This is a genomic window from Halarsenatibacter silvermanii, from assembly GCF_900103135.1.
Classification (GTDB): Bacteria; Bacillota; Halanaerobiia; order Halanaerobiales; family Halarsenatibacteraceae; genus Halarsenatibacter; species Halarsenatibacter silvermanii.
In genome coordinates this window covers 1-13,583 of record NZ_FNGO01000028.1, presented here as the reverse complement: position 1 = coordinate 13,583, position 13,583 = coordinate 1, and the positions used below count along the sequence as shown (strand labels likewise).

Genomic DNA, 13,583 nt, shown 5'->3' with positions numbered 1-13,583 from the left:
GCACTGTATTCTTAGGCTATATCCCGCACATCCAGTATCAAGGCAACATCGCCATCGCCTATAATTGTAGCTCCGCTAATATTTTCAACATTACCCAGATACTCTCCCAGTGATTTAACCACTATTTCCTGCTGGTTCAAAAATTCATCAATTATCAGTCCAACCACTCTATTGCCTGTATTTACCGTTACAACAGGTATCTCTTCCCATTCTTTGTATCGGTCAAAATCTATATTTATATTGAGCTGCCTGGCCGCTTCGGTGACCGGTATGGTGGTGTCTCGAGGCACGATCACATCCTGCCCTCTAACTGTTTTTATCTCGGCAGGATCTATAGTTAGAGTTTCACTTATGGCATCCAGCGGTATGGCAAATGTTTCTCTGTCTATCTTTACCATCAGAGCCTGGGTGATAGCAAGCGTTAACGGAAGGGAGATCGTAATGAGAGTACCCTGATCGGGTTCTGATTCCAGAGAAACCTGACCATCGAGAGATTCTACCACTCTTTTGACCACATCCATGCCCACTCCCCTGCCCGAAACTTCGCTGGCTTCATCGCTGGTTGAAAAGCCAGGAGAAAAGATAAAATCCAGCTTTTCCATTTCGCTGAGCGTCTCAACTTCTTCTGAAGAAACCAGTCCTTTCTCAACAGCCTGACCGGCTATTTCGTCGGGGTCTAAGCCGCGGCCATCATCTTCTATTTCTATAACTATTTCGCTTCCTTTTTGATAAGCGCTAAGATCGATTTGTCCCGTTCTGGGTTTGCCTTTCTCTTCTCGCACATCGGGTTTTTCAATGCCATGATCGACAGCATTGCGGATTATATGAACAAGCGGATCGGCCAGTTCGTCTATGATAGACCTATCGAGTTCAGTATCGGCCCCTTCTATATTCAGATCCACCTCTTTATCGAGATCACGCGAAAGATCTCTTACCAGCCTGGGAAATCTGTTGAAAATTCCCCCGATAGGAACCATGCGAATCTGCATAACCACATGGTGAAGCTCCATAGTAACTCTATCGAGCTGCTGAATGATATCCTTGTAAACATCATTGTCAATATTCAAATCTTCCATTTGAGTCTTATTAATTAACAGCTCCCCAACCATATTCATAAGTTTATCCAGCTTATCTATATCAACCCTGACCGTCGGTGAAACCTCTATCTTGGAATCGCTGCTGCCCCCGGAAGAATCACTGGTTTTATTCTTTTCATCTTCGGTAAATTCATCGAAGTTTATATCAAGCGCAGTGATATTCGCCTCAACTATCTCAATGATATCAAGGATTTCTTCTTTAATCTCTTCTCTGCCCAGACTGGAAATTATCAGCAGATATAATTTATCCTCTATTTCGACATCATCATCTTCGATAGCCATTCTGTCCGGTTCTGATTTTACCAGATATCCCAATTCTTCTGCTTTTTTAAGCACCATGTAAGCTCTAACACTGCGAAGCATGCTATCCTCATCAAATTTAACCTCTATCTGAAGAATTTCATCACCGGAACTGCTGTGTTCAAAAATTTCTTTTCTATCGTCTTTATCAAGAGAAATTTCCAGCTCTTCCGCTCCTTTCTCGGGCAATTCTTTTCCCGAAGATGATCCTGCTAATGTCTTATCACCGGAAACGGGTGCTCCCCTGTGAGATTCTATCATCTCATTTAGCTTTTCAACATAATCATCTACGTTCGTCTCTTCCTCGCCGCTTCGTTTGATGTCTTCGACCAGTTCATTTATCAAGTCAATTCCATCAAAAAGAGCATCTATAAGATCAGTGTCAAGATAAAGTTCATCATTCCTTATCAAATCCAGAGCATTTTCCATCTTATGAGTCAAATTGGTCAGGCTGTCGAATCCCATCGTTGCTGCCATGCCTTTTAAAGAGTGAGCAGCTCTGAATATTGAATTGATAACTTCTTCATTATCAGGTTCCTGCTCCAGCGTCAATATGTCCTCATTTAAGCTCTGGATATACTCCTCTGCCTCATCGAAGAACATTTTTAGGTATTCTTCATCCATTTATTTTACACCTCGCTCCCGCTGAAAACTTTATTGACGGCTTCTTTTATCCTGGCGTCATCAAAAGGCTTGACTATAAAATCCTGAGCCCCAGCTTCTATAGCCTCAATCACCATCTTCTGCTGTCCCATAGCACTCACCATGACGATTTTTGCCTCTGGATCCTCTGCCAAAATTTCTTTTGTGGCTTCCAGACCATCAACCTCGGGCATCGTTATATCCATAGTCACCAGGTCCGGATTATGCTCTCTATATTTTTCGATGGCATCCTTTCCATTTTCCGCCTCCGCCACTACCTCAAAACCCTCATCTGAAAGTGTGTTCTTTAATGTCATTCTCATAAAAGCCGCATCATCGGTCACCAGAACTGTTCTGCTCAACTTAATTTCCCCCTCGAATATCCAAATTTGACAGCGCAATCGCTCAATTTAATCAATTAAATAGCAGAATTTGCTCAAAATTTAAACTCAGACAGAGTAAACCCAGTACTCTTTTAATAACTTCGTGTGGTTTTAAGATTCTCTTTTCCCCGGCCCAATTCCTGCAAAGATCATTAAATTAAATCAAATTAAAGATGTTTTTTAAGTCCCCCCTCCAAATCCAGTGTTATAAAATTCTTTACAGGTTAATACTTGATAACAAAGTAAATATAAGGTATAATTAAATTAACAGGAAAAAATATAATTATTTCTGAAGGGGCGATAAAATAATGAAGGCTACTGGAATTGTTAGAAGGGTTGACCAGCTGGGAAGAATAGTTCTGCCAAAAGAGCTCAGACAGACTCTGAATATTGATAAGAAAGATCCTATGGAAATCTATGTGGAAGATGAAACCGTCATTCTCAAAAAATATGAGCCCGGTTGCACTCTTTGTTCAAGTGTTGATGAACTAGTCTCATACAAAGGAAAGAATGTCTGTGAAAAATGCATAGAAAAACTCAAAGATATAGAAGGCAGCTCTTAAAGAATTAAAAATTCCGAAGGTAAGCTGGAAATCTACAAACTAACATTTTATAGACAATTTCTACAGAGGAAAAGAAGCGGGACAATAATATCACAAATTTCAATCGTTTTAAGCGCCGCGCCAGTAAAAACTGGCGTTTTTTTGTTTTTTGCCTTATTTTCGCCTGCCCACACCTATAAATTCTTTTTTCAGCATAACAAAAGCTGCCAGATCATAAAGAAAATGGGCTGTGACAGCTGCAGTTAAACCAGCCTCCCGAAAAAGCAATCCCATCAGCAGCCCGGCCGCCAGAGAAAAAGGTGCAAATAGCATCCTGGCCTGAGTTCTGGGGGGCGCAGCCCAGAAACCGGCATGAGCCAGCATAAAAAGGATTGAGGCCGGCCAGATTCCCAGCAGACGCTGCAGTAAAGCCCTAAAAAGCAGCTCTTCACTCAACCCGGCTAAAAAACTTATTGCCGCCAGAAGAGCTATAGGTCTGCGGCATATCGGCAGCAGAGGCCTTACCGCCTGCAGAAGTTCTTTTTTCTTATGACGAAGATACAGATAAGCGGGAAAATACAGAATTATTGCTCCTGCTGCTCCCATCACTAAGTTGTAATATAACGAAGAGGGATAGAGCCACAATTTCCCCATTCCCGGATCAAAGACCAGCTTTATAATAACGAAGCTGACCAAAGCCAGAGCGCTTTGGAGCAGAATTAGTGTTTTCAGAGAAAGATTTTGTTCTTCGGCCATATTTTTGCCCTTCCTTTAAAAATTTTAGGGAAGACCCTCATCTCTGAGAGCCTTCCCCTATACAGGCAATTTAATTCATCGCCCAATTATATTTCTTAAACCAACATTTCCCGCCTCAATCAAAGATCAAATGCTTTTAGGCATCCAGAGCCTCCGGCTCAAAGCTTTTTTCGAGCCTCCTGTATGTCTCATATCTCTCTCTAACATCTTCTTCAGCTTTTTCAAATAGTTCATCAGCTATTTCAGGAAACTCCTGCTTGAGCGATGTGAATCTTACCTCGCTCATCAGGAAGTCCTGCAGAGACTCTGTAGGTTCATCAGAATCAAGGGAGAAGGGGTTTTCTTCTGTATTTCTGAGTTCGGGATTGAATCGATATAGATGCCAGTAACCTGATTTCACAGCTCTTTCCTGCTGTTCGACACTTTTGCTCATGCCCTCTTTCAATCCCTGAGCGATGCAGGGCGAGTAGGCTATAACCACAGAAGGCCCATCATAAGCTTCAGCTTCTCTGATAGCCTTGAGCGTTTGACTCATGTCGGCTCCTAAAGCAACCTGAGCCACATAAATGTATCCATAGGTCATCAACATCTGGCCAAGATCCTTTTTAGCTGTTTCCTTACCCGAAGCCGCAAATTTAGCAGCAGCGGCGGTAGGTGTGGCTTTTGAAGACTGACCGCCCGTGTTCGAATATACCTCGGTGTCAAAAATCATCACATTTACATCTTCGCCTTCTGCCAGCACATGATCCAGGCCTCCAAAACCAATATCATAAGCCCAGCCGTCACCGCCAAAGATCCATTGGGATCTTTTGGTCAGGTATTTCTGGAGTTTTTTGACCTCCTGCACATGTTCGCTTTCGTTAACTCCCTGTAATTTTGGCCTGATCTTTTTGGCCAGCTCATAGGATTTTTCACCATCATCTTTATGCTCAATCCAATCAGAGAAAAGCTCTTTTAAATCTCCCGATATTTCATCTTTATCGATAGCAGCTTGCATATTTTGTTCTATTCTATCCCGCAGCTGTTCATTGCCAAGATGCATGCCGTAACCGTATTCGGCATTATCCTCAAAGAGGGAGTTAGCCCAGGCCGGTCCTTCGCCTTCTTCGTTGGTAGTGTAAACTGTAGAAGGAGCGGTTCCGCCCCAGATAGAAGAACAGCCGGTAGCGTTGGCAATCAGCATTCTTTCGCCGAAAAGCTGGGTCACCAGTCTGGCGTAAGCAGTCTCGCCACAGCCGGCGCAGGCCCCGTGGAATTCAAGCAAAGGCTGCTGGAACTGGCTGTTTTTCACTGTATCAGGTTCAACAACATCTTCTTTGTAGCTGACATTTTCAGCTATATAATCCCAGTTCTCCTTCTCTTTTTCCACCATTTCAGCGTAATCTTCCATCTCCAGTGCTTTTTCTGGCGCGGGACAGGTATTTACACACACTCCGCAGCCGGTGCAATCAAGAGGACTGACCTGAATTCTATACTGATATTCATCAATTCCTCTTCCACGAGCATCTATGGTTGTCAGGGATTCAGGAGCATTTTCGGCCTCTTCATCATCAAGAAGGAAAGAACGAATTACCGAATGAGGACATACATAAGCGCATTGATTGCACTGAATGCAGTTTTCCTCTTTCCAATCAGGTACGTGCAGAGCTATGCCGCGCTTTTCGTATTTAGAAACTCCCTGAGGGAAACTGCCATTCTCTCTACCGGCAAAAGTACTTACCGGCAGGTCATCGCCTTCCTGTTTGGCAATGGGTTCAAGGACTTCTTCGATGAACTCCGGCCTGTCCTCTCCTTTTTCAGCTGCACTGCTGCTGGTTTCAGCCCATTCATCCGGTACATCAACTTTTTCGAGTCCTTCCAGGGAATGGTCTATAGCTTCAAAGTTCATCTCTACAATTTTTTCACCTTTATGACCGTAAGATTCTTCCACAGCATCCTTCAAATAATCTATGGCTTCATCGATAGGTATGATTTCAGCCAGTTTGAAGAAGCAGGTCTGCATAATCATGTTAATTCGCCGGCCGAGGCCCACTTCTTCGGCAATTTCGTAGCCGTTGACGATATAGAAATCGATATCATTTTCAGCGATATATTTTTTCATCTCAGCAGGCAACCTCTCATCGAGTTCATCCTCGGTCCAGGTGCAGTTAAGCAGAAAAGTGCCTCCTTGCTTGAGGTCTGAAACCATATCGAATTTGTCCACGTAAGCTTCATTGTGACAGGCCACATAGTCGGCGACTTCGATAAGATAAGTGGAATTAATCTCCTCTTCACCAAAGCGGAGATGAGAAACGGTTACACCACCCGATTTTTTAGCATCATAGGAGAAATAACCCTGGGCATAAAGATCGGTGTTATTTCCGATAATCTTTATTGCATTTTTGTTGGCGCTGACCGTACCATCCGAACCAAAACCCCAGAATTTGCAGCGGGTTGTGCCTTCCGGAGTGGTGTCTATATCCTCTTTAACCGGCAGGGAAGTGTAGGTTACATCATCCTCGATGCCGACGGTGAAGTCGTCCTTGGGTTCTGACTGCTTGAGATTGTTATAAACAGATTTTATGTGAGAAGGATTCGTATCTTTAGAACTGAGGCCGTAGCGACCTCCGACTATCGTAGGCTGCTCTTCGCGATCATAAAATACAGTTCTTATGTCTTCATAAAGCGGCTCTCCTTCAGCTCCGGGCTCTTTGGTGCGATCAAGAGTTGCTATTCTTTCCACGCTGTCCGGGAGTGATTGGAGGAAGTACTCTCTGGAGAAGGGTCTGTACATATGAACATTTATCAGGCCTACTTTTTCTCCCTTGCCGCGCAGATAATCTATAGTTTCTTTTATGGTGGAAGTTACCGATCCCATCGCTACAATCACGTGCTCGGCATCCTCCGGTCCGTAATAATTATAAGGGTGATATTCTCGACCTGTAACTTCACTGATCCTTTCCATGCAGTCAGCGACTATCTCAGGAGTTCTCTCATAATATGGATTGACTGCCTCCCGGGCCTGGAAAAATATATCCGGCCCCTGAGCTGTTCCCCTGGTTACCGGATCTTCAGGGCACATGGAATTTTCACGAAATTCCTGAGCGGCTTCTTCATCAAAAAGTTCAGCAAGCTGGTCGTACTCGAGTACCTCAATCTTTTGAATCTCATGTGAGGTTCTAAAGCCATCGAAGAAGTGAATGAAGGGCAGACTCGACTCAATTGCTGCCATATGAGCCACTCCAGCCATGTCCATAACTTCCTGAACACCACCAGAAGCCAGCATACCTGCACCTGTCTGGCGGCAGGCCATTACATCGGAGTGATCTCCGTATATTGAAAGAGCGTGGGTGGCAACTGTTCTGGCGCTGACATGAAAAACACCGGGCAGCTGTTCGCCGGCCAGTTTATAAATATTGGGGAGCATCAAAAGCAGACCCTGAGAGGCGGTAAAGGTAGTAGTTAAAGCGCCTGTGGCCAGAGATCCATGCACTGCCCCGGCCGCCCCTCCTTCAGACTGCATCTCCGTCAGTCTTACTTCCTGGTCAAAAATATTTTTGCGCCCATAAGCACTCCATTCATCAACCATTTCTGCCATAGGGGAGGACGGGGTGATAGGATAGATAGCTGCTACATCAGTAAAGGCGTAGGCCACGTGGGCAGCAGCGGTATTGCCATCCATCGATTTCATTTTTGTCATTTCATTTTGCCTCCTAGATAGATTAATGATGTGAACCTTTTATGTGAAACTCTCATGTGTCTTTAATCACACTTGAGTCCGCTGATATAGATGCACCTAGTATAAATTATAGATCAGTTTCTTTTTCCTGTCAAATTTAACAAAAAAAATTTAGAATAAATCTTTGATTACCTGATTAAAAATCACCTCCTATAATTTCGGTTGAATGCAATGTTAAAGGTTAAACCATTTGATTAAAAAGCCTTTACTGATTATAATTAATTAAAGAAGAAAAAGCAATAAAATTTGTAAAAAATATCACCAGCGGTTCTGGAGAAGCAACCAATAAATTTATAAACATCTGGAGGGACAATCAATGAATTACCGCAGGATGAAAAACTCTGAAAAAAAGGTTTCGTCTCTGGGTTTTGGCTGCATGAGGCTTCCAGCAGCGGATGACAGGCCGGACCGAATTAAAACAGAAAAGGCCGCTGAAATGCTCGATTACGCTCTGGAAAACGGAGTTAACTATCTCGACACCGCCTGGTTTTATCATCGAGGAGAAAGCGAAAATTTTCTCGGAAGTTATCTGCAGAGCAGAGATGCAAGAAATGATATTTATCTGGCCACCAAACTCCCCACCCCACTGGTAAAAAGCAAAGATGACCTGGATTATTTCCTGCAGCAGCAGCTCAAAAAACTGCAGACAAATTATATAGATTTTTATCTTTTACATTCTCTCAGAGAAAAAAGCTGGAAGAAACTTTACGATATCGGCATCACCGACTGGCTTCTGCAGAAGAAGGAAGAAGGGCTCATCAATCATCCGGGCTTTTCATTTCACGATGACTTTCCCGCCTTCAAAAAAATCATTGATTCTTTTCCTGCCTGGGATTTCTGCCAGATTCAATATAATTATCTGGATAGAAAGTATCAGGCCGGTGAAAAAGGACTTGATTATGCCTGGCGTCAGGATCTTGATGTCGTTATCATGGAACCCCTTAGAGGCGGGCTTTTAGCCCGGAAGCCCCCCAGGGCAGTAGAAAAAATTTGGGAAAAAAGCTCTCGAGATATTTCTCCTGCAGCCAGAGCTCTTGAATGGCTATGGCAGGATGAACGAATTGCTGTTGTACTGAGCGGCATGAATAATATTGAGGAAGTAAAAGAAAATGTCGCCACAGCTGCCCGAACAGGGCCGGGTAGCCTTCCTCAAAACGAAACAGAACTGATAAATAAAGCCGCAGCAGAGTTCAAAAAAATTTCTCCGGTAGACTGCACCGGCTGCAGCTACTGCACTCCCTGTCCAGAAGGAGTTAGAATACCCAAAATTCTGGATCTGTACAATAATGCTCACATTTATGATGGTTTTCAAAATATGAAAGAAGAATATTATGATATCGATGAAGATAGGAGAGCAGATGCCTGTATAAAATGCCAGCGTTGTGAGGGTGAGTGCCCCCAAGATCTACCTGTATCAGAGCTGATGAAAAGAGTAGAAAACTATTTTTGATAAGGAATCTTCCTTGTATAAGTTGATAGATATCGTATAAGATCACTATCATGACAATAATGGCTGAAAGATATAAAGCAAAGTGATACTCGAAATTTTTCGAAACTCAGGTTAAATCCATGGCCAAAAAATAGTGTCCCCTATTTACCAACTTAAGACAAGAAGATCCTTAATAAGTATTCTACCCTACAAATATTAATGTTACAGCCATGATGGCCATTCCGCCGATGAAGGCATAAATTTCCTGATGACCTTCTCCTCCATACTCATTGGCGGTTGGCAGCAGCTCATCTATAGAGATAAAAACCATAATCCCGGCAACAAATGCAAATATTATCCCGAAGGTCAATTCATCAAAGAACTCTCGGAAAACAAAATAACCCAGAAGGGCACCGGCGGGTTCAGCTGTACCCGCAGCAAATGAATAAAGCACTGCTTTCAGGCGGCTGCCAGTGGAATAAAAAATAGGAATTGCCACAGCGATTCCTTCCGGAATATTATGTAGGGCTATGGCTATAGCTATAGTAATGCCCAGGGCGGGATCTGCCAGTGTAGCTACAAAAGTTACAAGTCCTTCGGGAAAGTTATGTATAGCTATCGCAGCAGCCGACATCAACCCCACTCTCTCCAGCTCCTGCTGATCCTCTGCTCTCAGGCTCTCTATATCTGAAGAGTCAGAAACCTCCTGTTTTTCCCTTGCCGACTCGATCTCTTCCTGATCAAGCGCATGATGAGGATTATCCCGCTCCGGCACCAGCATATCAACTATCATGATCAAAAATACTCCCGCGAAAAATGCAGCTACCGCAACGGTAAAACCGGTATCACCGGCAAAATAAGCGGTTAATTCCTCTCTGGCCTCTTCAAAGAGTTCCACAAAAGAAATAAAAATCATTACCCCGGCCGAAAAACTCAAAGCGGTGGCCAGAAACTGCAGGTCTGTCTTTTTGGTAAAAAAAGCAAAGATACTTCCAAACCCGGTGGAAAGACCGGCGAAGAGAGTTAATAAAAAGGCCAGAAGCAGATTTTCCATTATTTTATATCCCCCCTGCTCAAAAGCCAAATAATCCAGGCCGGCTTAAGCCAAATTTTCACTTCTATCATCCAGATCCCGGGGGTTTTCCTCCCATTTACCACACCTATCTCCGGTCATAGCTATGGTTTTATTATTGGCCTTGACTCTTATAACCTCACATTCATTGGCACAATCGCCGCATATAAAGCTTGTGGTTTCAAAATTATCATGTGCCAGTGAAAAACCTTTGAAGCTGGTTGTTTTATCTGAAAACATTATTTCTTCCCGGGCCAGCATTGCTATACCTATAGCCCCCATGACATCGTAATTTTCGGGAATGATTACCTCGCTATCAATTTCATTCTCGATAGCCGTCTTAATTCCCACATTGGCTGCAACGCCACCCTGAAAAACATATTTAGGAGGAAGCTCCTTGCCTCTAACCAGATTATTCATATAATTGCGTACCAGCGCCTCACAAAGTCCGTTTATAATTTCTGGCTTGGTAAATCCGAACTGCTGCTTGGAAATCATATCCGATTCGGCAAACACCGTACATCTTCCGGCTATGCGCACATCTTTATCAGCTTTCAGAGCCAGTTCACCGAATTCTTCAATCTCCACACCCAGCCTGTCAGCCTGATGATCTAAAAAAGAACCGGTGCCGGCTGCACATACAGTGTTCATGGCAAAATCGGTAACTATGCCGTTTTCCACTATTGTCAGCTTGGAATCCTGACCGCCAATTTCAAAGATAGTTCCCACTTTGGGCACCTGGTCTATTGTTGCAGTCGCATGAGCGGTGATCTCGTTCTTTACAATATCCGCTCCCAGAATATAACCTATAAGCTGTCTACCGCTGCCGGTCACACCGACCCCAGCTACCTCATATTCTTCTTTCAGCTCTTTATTTAGCTGCATCAAACCATCTTTAACTACTTCCACCGGCTGCCCGGGATTTCTTTCATAAAGTTTGAACTGAATGTTTTTATCAGCGTCTATGCCAACAATATTTATACTTACAGAACCTATATCTACCCCTAGAAAAAGGTCTTTCATGCTATTTCCTCCTCTTTCTTCTGCTTGATCAGGTCCATAAAAGCCTCCAGCCTTGTTTTCATGTGCGCCTTAGCTGTCTGCTCGTCAATCGACAGCGAGAGGATGGGTATATCAAGATCTTCAGAAATGCTGTCCATCATGCTCTGTGAGACTACTTCCGGAAGACAGCCGAAAGGTTTTAAATGCACCACCCCATCAAAACCTCGCTGCTTATAATCAATTATATGACCTATTGAGCGCTTGGCATGTCCACCAATGACATGCTTGAGGTATCTTTCGCCTTTCTCCAGAATATGCTCGTATTCTTTTTTCTTCCAGGGGATCATGTGACTATCTATATATTCGGAAAGATAATGAGATCTTTCCACTTCAACCCCCATTTCGTTTAACAATTCTTCGATGAAATTATTCGTCGATCCTTCCATAACCACATAAATCTCACCGACTACTCCCACCTTGAGTTTGTCCTGTTCTGCCGGTATAGCCTTTTTCTGATTTTCTATCTGCTGCCTGGCCCATTTTTCCACTCTGCTGACATCTCTGACTGATTCTACCTCCAGAAATTTATTCTGAATTTCATCCCACAATTCACTCATAGCCCGCTTATCATAAGCATGAGCTCTTCTTTTATGGAGCAATTTTAATATTCTGTCCATGGAGTGAGCCAGCCTGTAGCCAATATAGACCGAACGAATCAGGTTGAATATATTTGTGTTCTTCTTCAGCAGACGAACATTCTCCAGAAAATCCTTCCAATCACCGCGAACCTGTTCGAATACCACGATATCGATATCGATTCCGATATCATCCAAAATTTTCTGCTGAACCGGCCCATAATAACCGGCACGACAGGGTCCATAACCCCCGCTGGTTATTATTTTGTCTACCCCCATTTCCTCCAGCTCTATCATGTTGCCCAGTGTCACCTTGAGAGGAAAACAGGCAAATTCAGGAGCATATTTTACTCCCAGGCTGAAAGTTTTTTGGGTGGGCCGGGGCGGCTTCACCACATCATGCCCGAGAAGCTCGAAAATTTTATAATAAACCACAGGTGATTCCATATAAGGAAAGCTAATTTTCATACTCTTTCACTCTCTCCAATTGCCTCGTTTTTACTGTTTTTTCGGCCTCGTTTTGATTTTTTCTTCTTCAGACGCAGCAAATCCACAAAAGCTTCGACCCTGGTGACCAGATGGCTTTCTCCAGTCTGCTCATCGATCCTCAAAGTCATAAAGGGTTTATCATAATTATCTGAGTCTATATCCAGAAAGGGCCCCAGAAGAGAATCAGGACCACAGCCGAAAGCAGTCACGTGGATTATCCCATCTATTTCATCTGACTTTAAAAAATGATAACCCGCTCCCAGAAGTTTGTTTGTAAATTCCCAGAACATGCGCTTTTCAACTTTTCTGGCCTCTTTTTGGATAACTTCATCATCGATCATCTCAAAGGTTATTACATTGACATCCATATCTCGGAGCTTACCCAGCAAGTCCATATTGACAAATTTATCATATATGTTGTAGACATAGCCCAGCAGCCCGATGGTAAGATCGCTGCTTTCCAGGCTTCTTTCCCGGTCGGAAAGCAGAATGTCGCTGGCAAAGCCCTTTTTATGATGCCTGCGGAATTCCTGCCAGCGTTCACTGGCACCCGATAAGGCCTCCTGAAGCTGGGTACGGGTTATATCAAATTCATCCAGGAAGACCTCATAGTCTTCTATATCCGAAATATTATCGCTGTCCTGTTCTATTGTATTTACCAAAATTTTTTCTTCTTCTATATCGAGTGAGTTTATGATCATATCCGGCAGGCCCAGAAATTTAGGACAGAGTGTTACCCCTTCCTGAATTGATCTTATCCTGGGCACATATATTTTATCAACCCCCTGTTCAGCCAGTTCCAGCACCTGTCCTACAAAAGTTTTCATGGGAACACAAATCTCAGAAATAGAATATTTTACTCCTTTATTCATGATCTGCTCGTTGTTGGGTTCAGAAACAATAACCTCCTGCCCAAGCTCAGTAAAAAGCTCTTCCCAGAAAGGGAAGTAATAAAAATAGAGCAGGGATTGTGGTATACCGATCTTCATAATTCTATTATAAACCTCCTGATATTTATATATAAACTAAATTCAATTACCGGGCATATTCAATTTAATGTTACTTTATTGCCCCGGTTTTGTCAAATTAAACGCTTTACATAGTGATCGAATATTTCGGCAGGATTCGAATTAATTCTATCATAGATTGGAGCCCATCAACAAATCAATCTATCTTTTTTAAGCTGTCGATCATTCGATTATCTCTGAGTTTTATTTTTGTGGGTAGAAGCAGGAAAATGGTATAGAAATATAGAATGGGTCTCACACACCAACCTCTAAAAAGAAGGAGTGTGAGACCCAATGATTGAACTCATTTTAAGTGTACTACATGGTCAGGATACTTTCAAGGGTGTGGAGGAAGAGTTATTGAAGATACTGCGCAGGAAATTCATAGAACTTTTAGCGGAAGTTCTTGAAGAGTTTGATGAGCGTTTAATGGAGACAAGGGACAGGGAAAGGCTTGAGGTTAAAGGGATAAGAGAGAGAACTATTGTTACTGTTTTTGGAAAGATAACTT

The 13,583-nt window shown here is 43.0% G+C and carries 11 protein-coding genes; 3 read left to right on the top strand and 8 right to left on the bottom strand.

The features are described 5' to 3' along the window. Positions 1 to 11: 11 nt before the first annotated feature. Together BLT15_RS11380 and BLT15_RS11375 are read right to left on the bottom strand one after the other, a co-directional pair. Positions 12 to 2,021: a chemotaxis protein CheA gene (locus tag BLT15_RS11380; RefSeq protein WP_089761858.1), complete on the bottom strand. Its 2,010-nt coding sequence runs from the start codon at positions 2,019 to 2,021 to the stop codon at positions 12 to 14. Positions 2,022 to 2,026: 5 nt separating this feature from the next. Beyond that, positions 2,027 to 2,401 carry a response regulator gene (locus BLT15_RS11375; RefSeq protein ID WP_089761855.1) on the bottom strand — a complete coding sequence of 125 codons (375 nt, stop codon included), beginning with the start codon at positions 2,399 to 2,401 and terminating at the stop codon, positions 2,027 to 2,029. A 329-nt stretch (positions 2,402 to 2,730) separates the two neighbouring features. Between BLT15_RS11375 and BLT15_RS11370 the strand changes: the two genes are divergently transcribed. Further along, a complete protein-coding gene (locus BLT15_RS11370) occupies positions 2,731 to 2,985 on the top strand; it encodes an AbrB/MazE/SpoVT family DNA-binding domain-containing protein (protein ID WP_089761853.1) in 255 nt (84 codons plus the stop codon). Positions 2,986 to 3,138: 153 nt separating this feature from the next. Here the strand turns inward: BLT15_RS11370 and BLT15_RS11365 are convergent, their stop codons facing one another. Further along, complete coding sequence (locus BLT15_RS11365; RefSeq protein WP_089761851.1) at positions 3,139 to 3,720, bottom strand: CPBP family glutamic-type intramembrane protease; 582 nt, start codon at positions 3,718 to 3,720, stop codon at positions 3,139 to 3,141. Positions 3,721 to 3,856: 136 nt separating this feature from the next. After that, entirely contained in the window at positions 3,857 to 7,399 is a 3,543-nt protein-coding gene (gene nifJ, locus BLT15_RS11360) for a pyruvate:ferredoxin (flavodoxin) oxidoreductase (RefSeq protein WP_089761848.1), read from the bottom strand. 355 nt (positions 7,400 to 7,754) lie between these two features. Here nifJ and BLT15_RS11355 point away from each other — a divergent pair, with 355 nt between their 5' ends. Then, entirely contained in the window at positions 7,755 to 8,888 is a 1,134-nt protein-coding gene (locus BLT15_RS11355) for an aldo/keto reductase (protein ID WP_089761845.1), read from the top strand. A 181-nt stretch (positions 8,889 to 9,069) separates the two neighbouring features. On the opposite strand, the gene zupT is transcribed toward BLT15_RS11355, so the two are convergent. From zupT to BLT15_RS11335, 4 genes are read right to left on the bottom strand one after another with little or no spacing between them, the layout of a single operon-like run. Next, positions 9,070 to 9,921 (bottom strand): zinc transporter ZupT, encoded by an 852-nt coding sequence (gene zupT / locus BLT15_RS11350; protein ID WP_089761843.1) that lies wholly within the window; start codon positions 9,919 to 9,921, stop codon positions 9,070 to 9,072. A 45-nt stretch (positions 9,922 to 9,966) separates the two neighbouring features. Next, positions 9,967 to 10,962 carry an acyl-CoA dehydratase activase gene (locus tag BLT15_RS11345; RefSeq protein WP_089761841.1) on the bottom strand — a complete coding sequence of 332 codons (996 nt, stop codon included), beginning with the start codon at positions 10,960 to 10,962 and terminating at the stop codon, positions 9,967 to 9,969. Next, positions 10,959 to 12,044 carry an acyl-CoA dehydratase activase-related protein gene (locus BLT15_RS11340; protein WP_089761838.1) on the bottom strand — a complete coding sequence of 362 codons (1,086 nt, stop codon included), beginning with the start codon at positions 12,042 to 12,044 and terminating at the stop codon, positions 10,959 to 10,961. The genes BLT15_RS11345 and BLT15_RS11340 overlap by 4 nt, the downstream gene beginning before the upstream one ends. Further along, a complete protein-coding gene (locus BLT15_RS11335; protein WP_089761836.1) occupies positions 12,041 to 13,054 on the bottom strand; it encodes an acyl-CoA dehydratase activase-related protein in 1,014 nt (337 codons plus the stop codon). Before BLT15_RS11335 ends, BLT15_RS11340 begins: the two co-directional genes overlap by 4 nt. A gap of 312 nt (positions 13,055 to 13,366) precedes the next feature. Between BLT15_RS11335 and BLT15_RS11330 the strand changes: the two genes are divergently transcribed. Continuing rightward, positions 13,367 to 13,583 (top strand): UPF0236 family transposase-like protein (locus BLT15_RS11330; RefSeq protein WP_200769761.1); only part of this gene is annotated, 217 nt, incomplete at its 3' end.

Coding starts and splice junctions, on each gene's coding strand:
- BLT15_RS11380 (WP_089761858.1), bottom strand. CDS start 2,021: ATGGATGAAGAATACCTAAAAATGTTCTTCGATGAGGCAGAGGAGTAT.
- BLT15_RS11370 (WP_089761853.1), top strand. CDS start 2,731: ATGAAGGCTACTGGAATTGTTAGAAGGGTTGACCAGCTGGGAAGAATA.
- BLT15_RS11365 (WP_089761851.1), bottom strand. CDS start 3,720: ATGGCCGAAGAACAAAATCTTTCTCTGAAAACACTAATTCTGCTCCAA.
- nifJ (WP_089761848.1), bottom strand. CDS start 7,399: ATGACAAAAATGAAATCGATGGATGGCAATACCGCTGCTGCCCACGTG.
- BLT15_RS11355 (WP_089761845.1), top strand. CDS start 7,755: ATGAATTACCGCAGGATGAAAAACTCTGAAAAAAAGGTTTCGTCTCTG.
- zupT (WP_089761843.1), bottom strand. CDS start 9,921: ATGGAAAATCTGCTTCTGGCCTTTTTATTAACTCTCTTCGCCGGTCTT.
- BLT15_RS11345 (WP_089761841.1), bottom strand. CDS start 10,962: ATGAAAGACCTTTTTCTAGGGGTAGATATAGGTTCTGTAAGTATAAAT.
- BLT15_RS11340 (WP_089761838.1), bottom strand. CDS start 12,044: ATGAAAATTAGCTTTCCTTATATGGAATCACCTGTGGTTTATTATAAA.
- BLT15_RS11335 (WP_089761836.1), bottom strand. CDS start 13,054: ATGAAGATCGGTATACCACAATCCCTGCTCTATTTTTATTACTTCCCT.